Raw genomic sequence first — 15,417 nt, 5'->3', positions numbered from 1 at the left:
TTGACAAGCATCACATGAACGCGGCCCGGCCTCCCCGGGCCGCCTCATGACGTTATTCCACTGACCGACCAGCGAGACACCAGCACCATGCCGAAATTTGCAGCGAATCTCACCATGCTGTTCAACGAAGTCCCGTTCCTCGACCGCTTTGCGGCAGCAGCGGACGCGGGCTTCAGCGCCGTCGAATTCCTGTTTCCGTATCCGTATCAAATCGCCGAATTGAGCGAACGTCTGGAGCAGAACCGTCTCAAGCTCGTGTTGCACAACCTGCCCGCGGGCAACTGGGAAGCGGGTGAGCGCGGCATCGCGTGCCTGCCCGATCGCGTGGGCGAGTTTCAGGAAGGCGTCGGCCGCGCGATCGACTACGCAAAGGCCCTGAAGGTGCCGCAACTGAACTGCCTCGTCGGTATTCCGACCGCGGGCGTCGATGCGGACAAGGCACGTTCGACGATTGTCGACAACCTGCGCTTCGCCGCGGGCGAACTGAAAAAAGCCGGCATCAAGCTGCTGGTCGAGCCGTGCAATTCGTACGACATCCCCGGCTTCGCGCTGAATCGTTCTGGCGAAGGCCTCGACGTGATTCGCGCGGTGGGCTCGGACAATCTGTTCCTGCAGTACGACATCTATCACATGCAACGGATGGAAGGCGAACTCGCGGCAACGATCAAAAAGAATCTGCCGCGGATCGCGCACATCCAGCTCGCCGACAACCCGGGCCGCAACGAACCGGGCACCGGCGAAATCAACTACCCGTTCCTGTTCGACCTGCTCGATTCGCTCGGCTACGAAGGCTACGTCGGTTGCGAATACAAGCCGCGCACGACCACCGCCGCCGGCCTCGGCTGGGTGCAGAGCGTGGCCGGGCAATCCCGCGGCGCAGCCCACGCCGCTGCCTGATCGAGTCATTGATCGACTTAGGCATATCACCCCAAACAACACTGGAGATTTAGACACATGGCAAAGATCGGTTTCATCGGCCTCGGCATCATGGGCGCGCACATGGCGCGCAACCTCATCAAGGGCGGTCACTCGCTGTTCGTGAATGGCGCGTACCCGGTGCCGGAAGATCTGAGCAAGACGACCACCGTAGTCGCCAATTCGACCGCTGTCGCGCAAGCCGCCGACATCGTCATCATCATGGTGCCGGACACGCCTGATGTCGCCAACGTGCTGTTCGCCGACGACGGCGTCGCCGCCGGCCTCACGCAGGGCAAGCTCGTGATCGACATGAGCTCGATCTCGCCGCTCGACACGCAAGCCTTCGCGAAGAAGATCAACGCGCTCGGCGCGGATTACCTCGATGCGCCGGTATCCGGCGGCGAAGTCGGCGCGCGCGAAGCGACGCTGACGATCATGGTGGGCGGCCCGGAAAAAGCTTTCGCAGTGGCCAAGCCGCTGTTCGAACTGATGGGCAAGAACATCTCGCTGATCGGCGACAACGGCGCGGGTCAAACCTGCAAGGTCGCGAACCAGATCATCGTCGCGCTGAACATCGAAGCGGTGGCCGAAGCACTGCTGTTCGCGTCGCGCTCGGGCGCCGATCCGGAACGTGTGCGCAAAGCCTTGATGGGCGGTTTCGCTTCGTCGCGCATTCTCGAAGTGCACGGCGAGCGCATGACCAAGCGTACGTTCGATCCGGGCTTCCGCATCGAACTGCACCAGAAGGACCTGAACCTAGCGCTCGACGGCGCACGCAAGCTCGGCATCGCCCTGCCGCATACGGCGAGCGCACAACAACTGTTCAGCGTGTGTGCAGCCAACGGCGGCAAGGCATGGGATCACTCGGCCATGGTGCGCGCGCTGGAAATCATGGCGAACTACGAAGTCGCGCAAGCGCCGGGTAGCGCAGCCAAGGCGGCTTAAGCAACAACAAGGTTGCCGCGACGGTTGCGATTTCAACGTGATCGTCGCGGCAACCGCAGGTGGGGCGCCCGGTTCGTCGTGCGGCATGCATGGCGAAACGGGCAAATCGTGCCGCTCTGGGCTGAGAGCGGCAAGTGGGGTCCGCAGCGGCACCCGGCGGCGCCGGGGAAGCCTTGGTCGGTCAGACGTCGTCGTCGGGTGTCCGGCTGTCGGATTTCAAACTTATGCTTTTTCGGCCAATCTCTCGCAGCGGCTGCGTCATGCACGCCGCCTGCCAGCATCTCTCTTTGCAGATCTCCTCGCCCGTGTGCTCGCAAGTCCGCTTGCATTTGCTTGCAACTCCGCGCCCGCGGCACGACCTTTTTTGACACATCGGTCCGCGCTTTTCCCCTACACTCTTTGAGTCTGGTTGCGGGCGTATCGGCGATCACGTGCGGCTTGCCGATCATCGCAGCGCATGGGCTCTGCTTCGTTCGCCCGATTCCCAACCAGCGGTCAACCCGTGAGCGGAATGTGCTTGCGCCTGTAACCCATCTGCAAAGGATTCAGAATGAGCATCTTTGGTGACATCGTAAACAAGCTCTTCGGCAAAGCGAAGCCCGACCAGCCTGCGCCTGCGGTTGAGCCGACACCGGATCCGGCAGCGGCGCAAGCTGCCGCACCGGACGCCGCACCGGCGCCCGCGCCGCTGGCCGACGTCGACGTCGCTGCCGTCATGGACCAGTTCGTGAGCGAGAGCGGGCAAACGTTGAACTGGCGCACGTCGATCGTCGACACGCTGAAAGCGCTCGGCGTCGACAGCAGCCTCGAGCATCGCAAGCAACTCGCACAGGAACTGAAGTACGGCGGCGACACGAACGATTCGGCGAGCATGAACATCTGGCTGCACAAGCAGGTGATGCAAGCGCTGGCAGCGAACGGCGGGAAGTTGCCTCCGGATCTCGCGGCCTAACTGCTTGCCGGCGTCGCCTGTTTCCGCCGGTAGCGATAAACCTTAAGCTGAAACGACAACGCGGTGCTCGGGTCGATGACCTGGGCGCCGCGTTGTCATTCAAGCTTCACGTACAGGACACGGTTCTGACTTTGAACCGGGCCGCCCGCGCTAGATCAGTCAGTACGTATCGAAAGTCTTCTGCAACGCTACCGGCCCTGTACCGCCCGCGGCAAGTGCGAGCATCAGCAGAACGCGCGCTTTGTACGGATTCAGCGAACCCGCGCTGATGAAACCGAGCGCATCGTCCGCGGCTGCGCCATTACGCATCACATGTCCGGAGCCCACGCGCGACGAGCGCACCACCGCTACGCCTTGCGAGGCCGCATCGGCCAATGCCTGCTGCACGGAAGCGTGAATCGAACCGTTACCCGTGCCGGCCACCACGATGCCGCGCACGCCGGCTGCCACCAGCGCATCCACGGCGATCCGCGAGACGCCTGCGTAGCTCACGACAACTTCCACATGCGGCCACTTCGCGCCGATCACGAATTCGGTCGCGAGCGTATGCGGGCGCACCACGCTGCGTTGAAATTCGACGCGACCGTCCTGCACCCAGCCGAGCGCACCGATCTCCGGAGACTGGAAAGCATCGACCGCATACGTGCTCGTCTTGACCACGTCGCGTGCGCTGTGAATCCGGTTGTTGAAGGCCACCAGCACGCCCTGCCCGCGCGAGCCCGCGTTCGCCGCCACCGTCACGGCATTCAGCAGATTCAATGGACCGTCGGCGGATAGCGCCGATGCCGGGCGCATGGCTGCGGTCAGCACAACCGGCTTGTCCGATTTGATCGTCAGATGCAGCAGATAGGCGGTTTCTTCGAGCGAATCGGTGCCATGCGTGACTACCACGCCGTCGACGTCATCGCCGGCGAGCAGCGTGTTGATGCGTTGCGCGAGCGTGGTCCACAGCGGCATCGCCATGTCTTTACTGTCGACGCTGGCAATCTGTTCGGGCGCGATCCGCGCGACCGTGGACAAAGCCGGCACCACGGCCAGCAATTGATCGACGCCGACCACACCCGCCTGGTAGCCGGACGTGTTGGTGGCGTCCGCGGCCGCCCCGGCGATCGTGCCGCCGGTTGCCAGCACGGCGATGCGCGGCAGTTGGGGTGTTGCGCCTTCGTCAGAAGGCGTCGCGGAAGAGGAAGTCAAAGTGTTCATGGCGGCGATTGTAAGCGATGCGCCGCGCGCCGCCATGCGTAAAAAAACGGATACCCGTTCGTTTTAGGTTCGCGCCCTCGCCTCAAACCGCCTCGCGCAATTGCGCGGCGATTTCCGCCTCGTTCAACTGCGGCGCGAACATTTCGATCAACCGGTACGCATACGCGCGCAGGAACGCGCCCTTGCGCAAACCGACCCGCGTCGTGCTCGCTTCGAACAGATGCTGCGTATCCAGCGCGACCAGTTCCGTGTCACGCTTCGGATCGTAGGCCATGGCCGCGACCACGCCGATGCCCATGCCGAGTTCGACGTAAGTCTTGATCACGTCGGCGTCGATTGCGGTCAACACGACGTCGGGCAACGCACCCGCTTTCGCGAACGCCTGGTCGATGTGCGAGCGGCCGGTGAAGTCCTGGTCGTAGGTGACGATCGGGAATTCAGCGATCTCGTCGAGCGTCAGATTCTCGCGGCCCACCAACGGATGGTCTTTCGGCACCACCACGATGTGATGCCACGAATAGCACGGGAACGTGACGATATCCGGAAAGCGGTCGAGCGCCTCGGTCGATATGCCGATGTCCGCTTCGCCGTTGATGATCATCTGCGCGATCTGCTGCGGGCTGCCCTGGCGCAAGGCCAGATGCACCTTCGGGAACACCTCGGTAAATTGACGAATCACCTTCGGCAGCGCATAACGCGCCTGCGTGTGCGTCGTCGCCACGACGAGGTGGCCGCTGTCCTGATCGGCGTACTGGCGCGCAACGCGGCGCAGATTCTCCGCGTCGAGCAACATCCGCTCGATCAGCTGATGCACCGCCTTGCCCGGCTCGGTGAGGCCCGTCAGACGCTTGCCGCGTCGAATGAAAATATCGACGCCGAGTTCGTCTTCCAGATCCTTGATCTGTTTCGATACGCCCGACTGCGACGTGTACAACACGTTCGCCACCTCAGTCAGATTCATGTTCTGACGCACGGCCTCGCGCACAAAGCGCAATTGCTGGAAGTTCATCTGTATGTCTCCGGTTGAGCCAGAGTTGAGTTATTAGAGTTTGAATGAAACGCCGAGTGTTGTTGCGCTGCTTGTGGTGTCGGTTTTTACACCACTCATTGCGCTGGAAATACGCGCAACGCGCGCGGCACGGCTGTCACACCATCGCCGATCGCCAGTTGCAGATCGCGCCACGATTCGCGGTCGAGTTCCGCTTCGAGCACATTGCCCTCACGGCCCGCCAGCTCCACACGCACCGAGCCGCCGAGCGTCACCACGCGCCGCACGTCGACCACAATGCCTTCGCGATGACCAGACGCTTGTGGATACAGCTGCAGATCGTGCGGCCGCACATAGGCGAACGCCGGCCCGCTGAAATCGGCCTTGATCGCGACCGGCAACGCCGCGCCGTCGACCACGAAGCCGCTCGCATCCACCTTGCCATGCAGGCGGTTCGCCGCGCCGAGAAACTCGTAGACGAAGGAAGTTTGCGGATGGTCATACACGTCCTGCGGACTGCCCACCTGCTCCACGTGCCCGCGATTCAGCACGACGATCCGGTCGGCCACTTCGAGTGCTTCTTCCTGATCGTGCGTGACGAAAATCGTCGAGATATGCAGATCGTCATGCAAACGACGCAGCCAGCTACGCAACTCCTTGCGCACCTTCGCGTCCAGCGCGCCGAACGGTTCGTCGAGCAGCAAGACCTTGGGTTCGACAGCCAGCGCGCGCGCCAAGGCAATGCGTTGCCGCTGACCGCCCGACAATTCCGACGGATAGCGTTGCGCGAGCCAGTCGAGTTGCACCAGCTTCAGCAGTTCATGCACCTTCTCGCGAATTACCGCTTCCGAAGGCCGCTCCTTACGGGGCTTCACACGCAGGCCGAAGGCGACGTTCTCGAACACCGTCATATGACGGAACAGCGCGTAGTGCTGGAACACGAAACCGACTTCGCGTTCACGCGCGCCGACCGTCGCGACATCCTGGCCCTGCAACACGACCTGGCCGCCGTCCGCGTATTCGAGACCGGCGATCACGCGCAGCAACGTGGTCTTGCCACAACCCGACGGCCCAAGCAGCGCAACCAGTTCACCCGGCGGAAAGTCGAGCGAGACGTTATCGAGCGCGACGAAATCGCCGAAGCGCTTTTGCAGGTTACGAACGGTGATACCCATTACAGCTCTCCTTGCTTGAGCGGATGCGCGACCGCATGCTTCGACACTGGCGTTGCATTGACAGACTGTGATGCGAATGATGAGGCGGACGCCGGCGTAACTGGCCCTGCATACGCCGGCACATCGCGCGCGGCGGACAGTTCCGCCGACAAATGGCGCTCGGCAAGCAACTTCAGACCGAGCGTCACGAGCGCCAATAAGGCCAGCACCGACGCGACGGCGAACGCCGCCGAGAAGTTGTATTCGTTATAGAGAATTTCGACGTGCAGCGGCATCGTGTCGGTCTGGCCGCGAATGTGGCCGGACACCACCGACACCGCACCGAACTCGCCCATCGCCCGCGCGTTACACAGAATCACGCCGTACAGCAGCCCCCATTTGACGTTCGGCAGCGTGACGCGCCGAAAGATCTGCCTGCCCGAAGCGCCGAGCACGTGCGCGGCTTCTTCTTCGTCGTTGCCTTGCGCCTGCATCAGCGGAATCAGTTCACGCGCGACGAACGGGAACGTGACGAAGATCGTCGCCAGCACGATGCCCGGCACCGCGAAGATGATCTGCACGTTATGGTCCTGCAGCCACGGGCCGAACCAGCCCTGCGCGCCGAACATCAGCACGTAGATCAAACCGGAAATCACCGGCGAGACCGAGAACGGCAGATCGATCAACGTGGTCAGCAATGCCTTGCCGCGGAAGTCGAACTTGGCGATACACCATGACGCAGCGAGCCCGAACACGAGGTTCAGCGGCACCGCAATCGCGGCGGTAATCACAGTGAGCTTGATTGCGGACAATGCATCCGGATCGGCAAGCGATTCCAGATAGAAGCCGAACCCCTTGCTCAAGGCCTGATAGAACACAGCGAGGAGCGGTACAACCAGGAACAGCCCGAGAAACAGCAACGCGACGCCAGTCAGAACCCAGCGCACTACGGGTGGCTCGGTGACGGGATCGGGCCGGCGCGCAACATTGAGCGGCGCGCGCGGCGCCACGGCAACCGCGGCAGTACCGGCACGCTTCACGGAATCGCGGCTCATTGCGCACCTCCGCCGACACCGATCGTCGCGACGCTCGCAGCAGCAGGCGCGGGACCCGCTCCGCCACGGCTAGTGCGACGCTGCAGATACCACTGCAAGGTGTTGATGAACAGCAGCATCAGGAACGATACGACCAGCATCACGACCGCAATCGCCGTGGCGCCGGCGTAATCGTATTGTTCGAGCTTGGTGATGATCAGCAGCGACGTGATTTCCGATTTCATCGGCATGTTGCCGGCGATGAAAATCACCGAGCCGTATTCGCCGAGCGCCCGCGCGAACGCCAGCGCGAAACCGGTCAGCAAGGCCGGGAAGACAGCCGGCAGCACCACGCGGCGAAAGGTCAGCCAACGCGACGCGCCGAGGCAGGCGGCCGCTTCTTCCTGCTCGCGCTCGAACTCTTCGAGCACCGGCTGCACGGTCCGCACGACGAACGGCAAGCCGATGAAGGTCAGCGCGATCAGCACACCGGCCGGCGTGAAGGCGATCTTGAGGCCGAGCGGTTCGAGAAATTGTCCGATCCAGCCATTGCCCGCATACACCGCCGCGAGCGAAATACCGGCCACGGAGGTCGGTAAAGCAAACGGCAGATCGACCACCGCATCGACGATGCGCTTGAACGGGAACGTATAGCGCACCAGCACCCACGCGACCAGGAAACCAAACACCGCATTGATCAGCGCGCCGCCGAGGGCCGAGAAAAACGTCAGGCGATACGACGCGAGCACGCGCGGCGACGAGACCGCGCGCACGAACTGGGCCCAGTCGAGCGTCGCCGTCTTGAGAAAGGTCGCCGCAAGCGGAATCAGCACCACGAGGCTCAGATAAGCCACGGTGATGCCGAGTGTCAGGCCAAAACCGGGTAAGGCACTCGGTTTTCGGAAGGTCAACGTCGTCATGCTCAGTACTCTTTCAGGGTTGAAGCCGGCGGCTCTTTTTTCGGCCGCCTGGCTGCTCAAAAAGCGCGCCTCGCGGGCGCGCTTTTTTGGGTGAGGTGTTTGACTAACGTGTCTAACCGCGCATCTCGTCCGACCGAATGCCCGTTACTGCGGCGAGTAAATCGAATCGAACACGCCGCCGTCGGCAAAGTGCGTCTTCTGCGCGTTCGCCCAGCCGCCGAACGAATCGTCCACCGTGTAGAGCTTCAGCTTCGGAAACTTCGAAGTCAGCTCGGCCGCCACCTTGCTTGAACGCGGACGGTAGAAGTTTTTCGCGGCGATTTCCTGACCCTGCTCGCTGTAGAGGAAGTTCAGATACGCCTCGGCCAGTTTGCGCGTGCCGTGCCTGTCGACCACCTTGTCCACCACCGCGACCGGCGGCTCGGCCAGAATGCTCACCGACGGCACGACGATTTCAAACTTGTCCGGACCGAATTCCTTCAGCGACAGAAATGCTTCGTTCTCCCACGCGATCAGCACGTCGCCGATCCCGCGTTGCACGAAGCTGGTGGTTGCACCTCGCGCGCCCGAATCCAGCACGCCGGCATTCTTATAGAGCTTGCCGACGAATTCTTTGGCCTTCTGATCGTTGCCGCCTGGCTGATGTTCGGCATAGGCCCATGCGGCCAGGTAGTTCCAGCGCGCCCCCCCCGAGGTCTTCGGATTCGGCGTGACGATCGACACACCCGGTTTGATCAGATCGTCCCAATCCTTGATGTGCTTCGGGTTCCCCCTGCGCACCAGAAACACGATCGTCGACGTGTACGGCGAAGCGTTGTCCGGCAAACGCTTCTGCCAGCCCTTGTCGAGCAGACCCTTGTTGGCCAGCGCGTCGATGTCGTAGGCAAGCGCCAGTGTCACGACGTCCGCCTGCAACCCGTCCAGCACCGAACGCGCTTGCGCACCCGAGCCGCCGTGCGACTGCTTGAAGGTGATCGTCTCGCCCGTTTTCGCCTTCCATTCCTTGCCGAATGCCTGGTTGACGTCCTGGTACAGCTCACGTGTCGGGTCGTACGACACGTTCAGCAGCGTCGTATCGGCAGCGTGTGCCTCTGTCGTGACGCCGACTGCGGCAAACGTGCCGAGGGCGCCGAACGTGCCGAATGCAAGCGCCGCAATGAGTTTTCTGGTCCTGCCAGCCAGCCCCGTACCTTGATGGTTCATGCCAACTTGCTCCGCGATGTGGTCCGCTGAAACAGCGTGGTGTTGTTTTGCGTCGCGGTCACGTGCACATGAGCGCCAACTCGAAGGGCAGTCTATCGAAGAGCTTTCATCATTAAAAATAATGTTTCTTCATTTTTTAATACGCAAAAGTGGTAATGGCGGCCGGATAAGGCGTCGCGACACGAAAACGGGTGTTGGGACGTCCATTTTCGGCGTTGGAGCGCCCCCCCAGGGCACGAACTTAAAGTAAAGCTTGAATTGCGCGGAATACTGTATAAAAATACAGGCACCTGTTCATACATACAGTGACGCTATGACAAAACTCACCGCACGACAGCAGCAGGTTTTCGATCTGATCCGCCGGGCCATCGAACGCACCGGTTTTCCGCCCACCCGCGCGGAGATCGCCGCCGAACTGGGTTTCAGCTCGGCCAACTCGGCAGAAGAACATTTGCGGGCGCTGGCTCGCAAGGGCGTGATCGAACTCGCGGCCGGCGCATCGCGCGGCATTCGCCTGTTGTCGGGCCCGGAAGATTCGCCGTACCAGTTCACGCTGCCGCACGCCAGCATCATGCAGTTGTCGCTGCCGCTGATCGGCCGCGTTGCAGCGGGTAGCCCGATCCTGGCGCAGGAACATATCTCGCAGCACTACGCATGCGACCCGGCGCTGTTCTCGAGCAAGCCGGACTACCTGCTGAAGGTGCGCGGTCTGTCCATGCGCGACGCGGGCATCTTCGACGGCGACCTGCTCGCGGTGCAGAAGAAAAGCGAAGCCAAAGACGGCCAGATCATCATCGCGCGCCTTGGCGACGATGTAACGGTCAAGCGCCTGAAGCGCCGGCCGAACGGCATCGAGCTGATCGCCGAGAACCCCGATTACGACAACATCTTCGTTGAAACCGGCAGTGCGGAGTTCGCGCTCGAGGGTATCGCCGTCGGGCTGATCCGCCCGGGCGAGTTCTAACCCCCCGCTCGTCCGCCAATCCGAAGCTGCCCCAACGTTGAATCGCCTGGAGAGACTCATGGAACGCCTTGCCCGCCTGCTGCCTTTTCGCCAGTTTGGTCGTTTGCGCCATCTGCGCAAGCTGGTGCCCTGCTCATTGATCGAGGCGTCCCCGGCCAGTACTCCATCGCTATTCGACGCGCCTGCGGGCGTATCGGGTTTGCCGTCCTCGTTGCCGGCCTTTGCTCGCGTGTCGCTGAATTCCGGGCTGAATACAGCTGAACCTGCGCGTCGTGCGCCGGTGCGCGTCTATCACGGGCCGTCGCGGCTGATCATGGTCGGCACGGTAGACGCCGTGTGCCGCATGATCGATCGTTGCATCGCCGACGAAGCTAACCTGCATGGCGCGGTGTTCGAGTCATAAGCTGCACTGCGCGCGCACTCTATTCCACTGGAGATGAGCGGCGTGCCGAATGCGACGTGCGACACTCGGCATGCGACGCCCGGCGTGCGACGCCCGGCAAAAAGTCTTTCGGCCTTCCGCGCCTACTCGAATATTGCATCACCTGGGATCCTTTTTCGCGTGGCCGCGGTCCACGTTAGATGACACCTGATGGAGAGTCTCATTCGATGGCATTTTCAACTCGCACGAAGCGCGGCGCCATTCGGCCGCTGATCATCAGTTTGATTGTGATTGCGGTGATTGCCGCGTTGGGGTTCGGCTACGCGTCGCCCTACATGGCGCTGAATAACCTCAAACGCGCGGCGGATGCGCGCGATGCGCAAACCGTCAATCAATACGTCGACTTTCCCGCGTTGCGCGAGAGCCTGAAGCAGCAGGTCACCGGCTTGCTGACCCGTCGGATTGACGCGCATGGCAACGGCAATCCGTTCGCGGCGATTGGCGCAATGATCGGCGTGGCTTTAATCGGTCCGCTCGTGGACGCTTATGCGACGCCCGACGGCGTGGCGGCATTGCTGAACGGCATGCCGCCACGCGGCAACCCGGGCGAACGGCCGCCAGTTCCGCCTGCTGCGGGTTCGCCCGCACCGGAACCGGCGCCCGCTGCTGCCGGCAATACGGCCAACGGCACGACCGGCGGCACAACTAGCAACGAGAACAACACGACGCCACCGCAACCGCCGCAAACCACGGCGGGCTATCGCGGCCTCAACGAGTTCGTCGTTACCTACCAGCATGGTGCGGGCGACACACGTTACTCGGCGATCTTGCTGCGCGAAGGTTTGTTCACATGGAAGCTCGCCGCGGTCAATCTGAACGAGTGACCGCCTCGTCAAGCCGCCGCTGCTTGTTGCTGCTCCTGCGCGGACGAGCACGCTACCAGAATGCTGCACGAGACCCGATCGAGCAGCGGCGTATTGCCCGCACCCATCCACCATCGCGACAGGCCGGTGCGGCAACGATGGCCGACCACCACGAGGTCGACATGCAACTCGTTGGCAAGGTTGGCGATCTCGTCAACCGGATGGCCAAATGCAAAATGCCCTTGCGCAGACACGCCGCGTTCGGTGAGCCAGTCCACTCCTTCCTGCAGGATGTCGCGGGCTGTTTTTTCGAAACTGCCACAGGCTACATCGGTCAGCAGGCCCGCGCTTTGCGCAATGCTCGAGCGCATGTCAACCACCGACAACAAGTGCGTTTCCGCCTTCAGATCCAACGCCAGGTCGGCGCCGCAACGTAACGCTTTGCGGCCTTCGCGCGAGCCGTCGTAGCACAACAGAATTTTTTGGTAGCTCGCCATGATTTTTCTCCCATCCGCGAGAAACGCGGTCTGAATGAATCATGGTGCGCCGCAATTCAGGTTGCAAGGGATGGAAAACGCTAAGTGCGCCCTAAACAGGTGCGCGCTGGATTCGGGCCGGGTTAAGGTCACCCGTGAGCCTTTGCGGCAGCGCAAGAAACACCGCCCGGCGCATCCAGAGTCGATCAACACATCTCTGCCGATGCCATAGAATGAGCGGCCTTACCGGTCATTTGCGTCATTTCGCGGAGCCTCGATCGATCCATGTCTGAAGCCGCCATTGAATTCCACCAGGTTAAGAAAAGCTACGGCGAAAAGATGGTCGTCGACGGACTGTCGTTTCACGTCAACGCCGGCGAATGTTTCGGCCTGCTCGGCCCGAACGGCGCGGGCAAGACCACCACGTTGCGCATGCTGCTCGGCATTGCCGCACCGGACGCCGGCACCATCCGCCTCTGCGGCGAGGCCATTCCCGGCCGCGCGCGCGTGGCACGAGCGCGTGTTGGCGTTGTGCCGCAGTTCGACAACCTCGATCCCGATTTCACGGTCCGCGAGAACCTGCTGGTATTCGGCCGCTACTTCGGTCTGAGCGCCGCGCAATGCCGCGCGATGGTGCCGTCGCTGCTCGAATTCGCGCGCCTCGAGAGCAAGGCGGATGCACGCGTGAGCGAGCTGTCGGGCGGCATGAAGCGGCGCCTTACGCTGGCTCGCGCGCTCGTCAACGATCCAGACGTGCTGATCATGGACGAGCCGACCACCGGCCTCGATCCGCAAGCGCGCCATCTGATCTGGGAGCGGCTGCGCTCGCTGCTCGTCCGCGGTAAGACCATCCTGCTGACCACGCACTTCATGGAAGAAGCCGAACGGCTGTGCCATCGCCTGTGCGTGATCGAGGAAGGACGCAAGATCGCCGAAGGTGCGCCGCGCGCGTTGATCGCATCCGAGATCGGCTGCGATGTGATCGAAATCTTCGGACCTGATCCGGTTGCGTTGCGTGATGAACTGGCGCCGTTGGTGGAGCGCACCGAGATCAGTGGCGAGACGCTCTTCTGCTACGTGAACGACGCCCAGCCGGTGCATGCCCGCCTCAAGCAACGCGCCGATCTGCGCTATCTGCATCGCCCGGCGAATCTGGAAGATGTGTTCCTGCGTCTGACCGGGCGTGAGATGCAGGACTGAGGCGAAACGGCACCGGCTCAGGCCACCATCCTCTACAGCTATAACGACACGGCAAGAGACACGCAATGGACGCACGGACTTACGAACCTCACGGCGAGACGCCGCCGAAGCAGGATATCTTCGCGGCTTTCCCCGCCAACGCCGTCAACTGGATTGCGGTGTGGCGCCGCAACTATCTTGTCTGGAAGAAGCTTGCGATTGCTTCGATGTTCGGCAACCTTGCCGATCCGATGATCTATCTGTTCGGCCTGGGCTTCGGCCTTGGGCTGATGGTCGGGCATGTCGACGGCGTGTCGTATATCGCGTTTCTTGCGGCGGGCACGGTGGCTTCGAGCGTCATGATGTCGGCCAGTTTCGAGTCGATGTATTCGGGATTTTCCCGCATGCATGTGCAGCGCACGTGGGAGGCGATCATGCATACGCCGCTGACGCTTGGCGACATCGTGCTTGGCGAAGTGATGTGGGCGGGCAGCAAGTCGATGCTATCGGGCGCGGCGATCATGCTGGTCGCGGGGGGGCTCGGCTATGCCAATTTTCCGTCGATCTTGCTGGCGTTGCCGGTGATCGTGCTGACGGGGCTCGCATTCGCGAGTATTGCGATGGTGGTGACGGCGCTGGCTCCGTCGTATGACTTCTTTATGTTTTATCAGACGTTGGTGTTGACGCCGATGTTGCTGTTGTCTGGGGTGTTTTTTCCTGTTTCACAGTTGCCTGCGGCGGCGCGGGCTGTGACTGAGATTTTGCCGTTGGCGCATGCTGTGGATCTGATTCGGCCGGCTATGCTTGGGCGGCCTGTTGAAGGGGCGGTTTTGCATGTTGCCGTGCTGGTGGTTTATGCGGTGGGTGGGTTTGTTGTTTCGGCGGTTTTGTTTCGGCGCAGGATGATGAAATAAGGGTTGGGGTTTGGGGCCTGCGGCTGGGGTTTTTTCGCGTGGCGGGTGAGTGGATTTTTGCATTTGCGCCGTTGTTTTTTGTGTGCCTGCGGGGTTGGCCTTTCCTTGATTTCTTAGTGGTCTATTAGTGTCGCCCCTGTGCGGGGCGGCACCTACTTTCTTTGCCGCCGCCCAAAGAAAGATAAGCAAAGAAGGCGGCTCAACCCGCTAATTCTTAAGCGGGTCCCCCGCGCAGCCACGGTAGTGGTGCATCTGGAATCTGTGCCCCCGCACACTCCGCGTGAGTGACAAGGCGCTCATCCGCTCCCACTCCGCACTGCGTGCGTCGCGGATGGGTCTGCGTGGGAAACCAGGGGCTTCGCTTGGGCGCGTTGGGGTCATCTGTTCTGGGACGTGCCGCCAGGCGCTCTGAGCGGCGACTAACCGCAGCGCGCATACAGGTGTGATTCGCATTTCGAATGAAGCGCCGGCGCGTTGGAGAAACGTTGGGGATGCCACGGCGACTCGGGCATCGTGCGGAGCTCGCCGCAAAAAAAACAAGCTGATGGTTCCAGGACGCTCGCGCGAAACCAAACAGATGGTCCAGGAAGTAGGCATCGGCGCGCGCAGCGCCGCCGGAAGTATGACGCCCTTGTCACTCACGCCGAATGTGCGAGAGCACAGATTCCAGATGCACCACTACCGTGGCTGCGCGGGGGACCCGCTTAAGAATTAGCGGTGTGAAGCCGCTTTCTTTGCTTATCTTTCTTTGCGGCGGCGGCAAAGAAAGTAAGTGCCGCCCCGCACAGGGGCAACACTAATAGACCACTAAGAAAACAAGGAAAGGCCAACACCATAAAACCACAGCCAACAAGCGCAGCAAAAACCAACCTCAATCCTCATCATCCGTCCAGGGAATATCCACATCGGAAATAAAAGCCACCGTCGCAAACGGCCCCCCATCCTGCCGTCCGATCTTCCCATCCGCCCGCTGCCATTCAACCCTGAACACCGTGGCAGGATCATCAGCAATCAACCGCACAGTCCGAACCTCATCCGGATCGGCCTCCTCGACAGGCCCATCAAGCGAGACCTGCAATTCCTGTGGCCACAGCCCATCAGCGGGATCGTAAATCTTGTCGCCGTCCGGAATCAGCGTGAATGCCTCCACACCGATCGTCGCCGACGCGTCGACAATCATCTTGCCCAACGCGCGCAGCAACGCCGTCGCTCGTGCCGAGTTGGCCTGGCGAATTGCAAGATCCCCGCGCGTCAGCGCCTGCTCAAGTTTTGGGTTTGTTTTTTGTTGCGCCATTCGATGTCCTGAGTCCTATCGCTCTGTT

At 61.8% G+C, this 15,417-nt stretch carries 16 protein-coding genes; 8 read left to right on the top strand and 8 right to left on the bottom strand.

The annotated features are described in order from the left end of the window. The first annotated feature begins 87 nt into the window (after positions 1–87). The 3 genes from hyi (at position 88) to B0G76_RS09415 (ending at position 2,815) form a co-directional block, all read left to right on the top strand. Entirely contained in the window at positions 88–897 is an 810-nt protein-coding gene (hyi, locus tag B0G76_RS09430; protein ID WP_120291569.1) for a hydroxypyruvate isomerase, read from the top strand. Between the two features lie 57 nt (positions 898–954). Then, on the top strand, positions 955–1,863 hold the full coding sequence (locus tag B0G76_RS09425) for a 2-hydroxy-3-oxopropionate reductase (RefSeq protein ID WP_120291567.1): 909 nt from the start codon (positions 955–957) through the stop codon (positions 1,861–1,863). A 550-nt stretch (positions 1,864–2,413) separates the two neighbouring features. Next, positions 2,414–2,815, top strand: coding sequence for a DUF3597 domain-containing protein (locus B0G76_RS09415; RefSeq protein WP_120291563.1), 402 nt, complete (start codon positions 2,414–2,416; stop codon positions 2,813–2,815). A 159-nt stretch (positions 2,816–2,974) separates the two neighbouring features. On the opposite strand, the gene B0G76_RS09410 is transcribed toward B0G76_RS09415, so the two are convergent. From B0G76_RS09410 to B0G76_RS09385, 6 genes are all read right to left on the bottom strand, one after another. Further along, the gene (locus B0G76_RS09410; protein WP_120296273.1) at positions 2,975–4,018 is read right to left on the bottom strand and encodes an asparaginase; all 1,044 of its coding nucleotides are present in this window, start codon (positions 4,016–4,018) and stop codon (positions 2,975–2,977) included. 82 nt (positions 4,019–4,100) lie between these two features. Beyond that, positions 4,101–5,027: a CysB family HTH-type transcriptional regulator gene (locus B0G76_RS09405; RefSeq protein ID WP_028196691.1), complete on the bottom strand. Its 927-nt coding sequence runs from the start codon at positions 5,025–5,027 to the stop codon at positions 4,101–4,103. 95 nt (positions 5,028–5,122) lie between these two features. Next, on the bottom strand, positions 5,123–6,181 hold the full coding sequence (locus tag B0G76_RS09400; RefSeq protein WP_120291561.1) for a sulfate/molybdate ABC transporter ATP-binding protein: 1,059 nt from the start codon (positions 6,179–6,181) through the stop codon (positions 5,123–5,125). Further along, the gene (gene cysW, locus B0G76_RS09395; protein ID WP_120291559.1) at positions 6,181–7,215 is read right to left on the bottom strand and encodes a sulfate ABC transporter permease subunit CysW; all 1,035 of its coding nucleotides are present in this window, start codon (positions 7,213–7,215) and stop codon (positions 6,181–6,183) included. The genes B0G76_RS09400 and cysW overlap by 1 nt, the downstream gene beginning before the upstream one ends. After that, positions 7,212–8,114, bottom strand: a complete 903-nt coding sequence (cysT, locus tag B0G76_RS09390; RefSeq protein ID WP_120291557.1) for a sulfate ABC transporter permease subunit CysT — start codon at positions 8,112–8,114, stop codon at positions 7,212–7,214. Before cysT ends, cysW begins: the two co-directional genes overlap by 4 nt. Before the next feature lie 144 nt (positions 8,115–8,258). Next, a complete protein-coding gene (locus tag B0G76_RS09385; protein ID WP_120291555.1) occupies positions 8,259–9,317 on the bottom strand; it encodes a sulfate ABC transporter substrate-binding protein in 1,059 nt (352 codons plus the stop codon). Between the two features lie 313 nt (positions 9,318–9,630). Here B0G76_RS09385 and lexA point away from each other — a divergent pair, with 313 nt between their 5' ends. From lexA to B0G76_RS09370, 3 genes are all read left to right on the top strand, one after another. Next, entirely contained in the window at positions 9,631–10,281 is a 651-nt protein-coding gene (gene lexA / locus B0G76_RS09380) for a transcriptional repressor LexA (protein ID WP_120291553.1), read from the top strand. A 58-nt stretch (positions 10,282–10,339) separates the two neighbouring features. Continuing rightward, a complete protein-coding gene (locus B0G76_RS09375; RefSeq protein ID WP_120291551.1) occupies positions 10,340–10,684 on the top strand; it encodes a hypothetical protein in 345 nt (114 codons plus the stop codon). Between the two features lie 206 nt (positions 10,685–10,890). Further along, positions 10,891–11,547, top strand: coding sequence for a DUF2939 domain-containing protein (locus tag B0G76_RS09370; protein ID WP_120291549.1), 657 nt, complete (start codon positions 10,891–10,893; stop codon positions 11,545–11,547). Between the two features lie 8 nt (positions 11,548–11,555). On the opposite strand, the gene B0G76_RS09365 is transcribed toward B0G76_RS09370, so the two are convergent. Next, on the bottom strand, positions 11,556–12,023 hold the full coding sequence (locus tag B0G76_RS09365; protein ID WP_120291547.1) for a universal stress protein: 468 nt from the start codon (positions 12,021–12,023) through the stop codon (positions 11,556–11,558). 264 nt (positions 12,024–12,287) lie between these two features. Here B0G76_RS09365 and nodI point away from each other — a divergent pair, with 264 nt between their 5' ends. Further along, positions 12,288–13,202: a nodulation factor ABC transporter ATP-binding protein NodI gene (gene nodI / locus B0G76_RS09360; RefSeq protein WP_120291545.1), complete on the top strand. Its 915-nt coding sequence runs from the start codon at positions 12,288–12,290 to the stop codon at positions 13,200–13,202. Positions 13,203–13,267: 65 nt separating this feature from the next. After that, positions 13,268–14,095: an ABC transporter permease gene (locus B0G76_RS09355; RefSeq protein ID WP_120291543.1), complete on the top strand. Its 828-nt coding sequence runs from the start codon at positions 13,268–13,270 to the stop codon at positions 14,093–14,095. An 871-nt stretch (positions 14,096–14,966) separates the two neighbouring features. Here B0G76_RS09355 and B0G76_RS09350 read toward each other — a convergent pair. After that, positions 14,967–15,389, bottom strand: coding sequence for a hypothetical protein (locus B0G76_RS09350; protein WP_120291541.1), 423 nt, complete (start codon positions 15,387–15,389; stop codon positions 14,967–14,969). Positions 15,390–15,417 lie beyond the last annotated feature (28 nt).

Source organism: Paraburkholderia sp. BL23I1N1, assembly GCF_003610295.1.
In the GTDB taxonomy this organism is placed as follows: Bacteria; Pseudomonadota; Gammaproteobacteria; order Burkholderiales; family Burkholderiaceae; genus Paraburkholderia.
Note: the sequence above shows the minus strand (reverse complement) of the source record. Positions and strands in the feature narration are given on the sequence as shown.

Coding starts and splice junctions, on each gene's coding strand:
- B0G76_RS09405 (WP_028196691.1), bottom strand. CDS start 5,027: ATGAACTTCCAGCAATTGCGCTTTGTGCGCGAGGCCGTGCGTCAGAAC.
- lexA (WP_120291553.1), top strand. CDS start 9,631: ATGACAAAACTCACCGCACGACAGCAGCAGGTTTTCGATCTGATCCGC.
- B0G76_RS09375 (WP_120291551.1), top strand. CDS start 10,340: ATGGAACGCCTTGCCCGCCTGCTGCCTTTTCGCCAGTTTGGTCGTTTG.
- B0G76_RS09400 (WP_120291561.1), bottom strand. CDS start 6,181: ATGGGTATCACCGTTCGTAACCTGCAAAAGCGCTTCGGCGATTTCGTC.
- B0G76_RS09415 (WP_120291563.1), top strand. CDS start 2,414: ATGAGCATCTTTGGTGACATCGTAAACAAGCTCTTCGGCAAAGCGAAG.
- hyi (WP_120291569.1), top strand. CDS start 88: ATGCCGAAATTTGCAGCGAATCTCACCATGCTGTTCAACGAAGTCCCG.
- B0G76_RS09410 (WP_120296273.1), bottom strand. CDS start 4,018: ATGAACACTTTGACTTCCTCTTCCGCGACGCCTTCTGACGAAGGCGCA.
- B0G76_RS09355 (WP_120291543.1), top strand. CDS start 13,268: ATGGACGCACGGACTTACGAACCTCACGGCGAGACGCCGCCGAAGCAG.
- B0G76_RS09370 (WP_120291549.1), top strand. CDS start 10,891: ATGGCATTTTCAACTCGCACGAAGCGCGGCGCCATTCGGCCGCTGATC.
- cysT (WP_120291557.1), bottom strand. CDS start 8,114: ATGACGACGTTGACCTTCCGAAAACCGAGTGCCTTACCCGGTTTTGGC.
- B0G76_RS09350 (WP_120291541.1), bottom strand. CDS start 15,389: ATGGCGCAACAAAAAACAAACCCAAAACTTGAGCAGGCGCTGACGCGC.
- B0G76_RS09365 (WP_120291547.1), bottom strand. CDS start 12,023: ATGGCGAGCTACCAAAAAATTCTGTTGTGCTACGACGGCTCGCGCGAA.
- B0G76_RS09425 (WP_120291567.1), top strand. CDS start 955: ATGGCAAAGATCGGTTTCATCGGCCTCGGCATCATGGGCGCGCACATG.
- nodI (WP_120291545.1), top strand. CDS start 12,288: ATGTCTGAAGCCGCCATTGAATTCCACCAGGTTAAGAAAAGCTACGGC.
- B0G76_RS09385 (WP_120291555.1), bottom strand. CDS start 9,317: ATGAACCATCAAGGTACGGGGCTGGCTGGCAGGACCAGAAAACTCATT.
- cysW (WP_120291559.1), bottom strand. CDS start 7,215: ATGAGCCGCGATTCCGTGAAGCGTGCCGGTACTGCCGCGGTTGCCGTG.